The 1006-nt window shown below is 60.2% G+C and carries 1 protein-coding gene; it reads right to left on the reverse strand.

All coding sequences use genetic code 11. The annotated features are described in order from the left end of the window. Positions 1–897: IS110 family RNA-guided transposase (locus tag ABWI03_RS34170; protein ID WP_435054185.1), on the reverse strand; the 897-nt coding region annotated here is incomplete at its 3' end. Between the last annotated feature and the right edge of the window lie 109 nt (positions 898–1006).

Raw genomic sequence — 1006 nt, forward strand, 5'->3', positions numbered from 1 at the left:
TCCAGGGTTGCGGTAGATCTTGCGGTGATGCCATGCTGCCTCGACCAACAACCGACGTGCATGACCGTTGCCGGTCTTGGTGATCGAACCCTGTGATCGTGATGTCCCCGAAGAGTATTCACTCGGCACCAGGCCGACATAGGAACCGATGGTGCTCCCCGTAAATCGCTGCCAGTCGCCGATCTCGACCGCCAACCCGAACCCGGTCAAAGTAGAGATTCCGCGTAAACATCCCAAACGGTGCACCATCGGCGTGTAGGGACTGTTCTCCGCCATCTCCTCGATCGCCGTATCCAGTCGGTCACGGCGGCTTCGGGTGAGCAGCATCGCTTCATAGTTCGAGTCGAACGTGGCCTGCAACGCCGACTGCTCGAACCTCTGACTTCGTAGCCACACATCATGCGCACCAGTCCACGCCGCACCACCAGAATAGACAATGCCCTGCCGCAGAAGAAGTTTCGACAAGCGATGTCGGCATCGCATCAGATCCCCGCGAGCATCCTCACGGGCACGGACCAGATCTCGGGCTGCCTCTTGTTCTACCGAAGGGACCGTGACCTCGACGATCTCGTCCAGTCGGAGCAACCGCGCCAGATGCAGCGCGTCGCGAGCATCGGTCTTGACGCGGTCACCAGCAGGTCTCTGCAATTTCGACGGCGCAACCACCACGCACTCCACACCCGCTTGATTCAGAGCTCGGTACAGGCCGAATCCGGTCGGTCCGGCCTCGTAGACGGCTTTCACCGGACCCGGCAACGAACGCAACCAGGCGAGGATCTCACCGGAGTCCGGACATAATCGTTGTTTCCATACTTCACCGGTTTGACCGTCGATCGCACATGCCACTACAGACAGTGCGTGCACGTCCAATCCGACACTCGTACGCTGATACATCACCGGGGCCTCCTGCAAATGTAGGCACTACCGATCCAGGCTTCGCCTACTCGGCAACCCACGGCAACTTGCAAGCGAGTCCCCGGCCCGAAACGGGCCGACCCTCATACCG

The organism is Rhodococcus baikonurensis (genome assembly GCF_040489275.1).
In the GTDB taxonomy this organism is placed as follows: Bacteria; Actinomycetota; Actinomycetes; order Mycobacteriales; family Mycobacteriaceae; genus Rhodococcus_F; species Rhodococcus_F baikonurensis.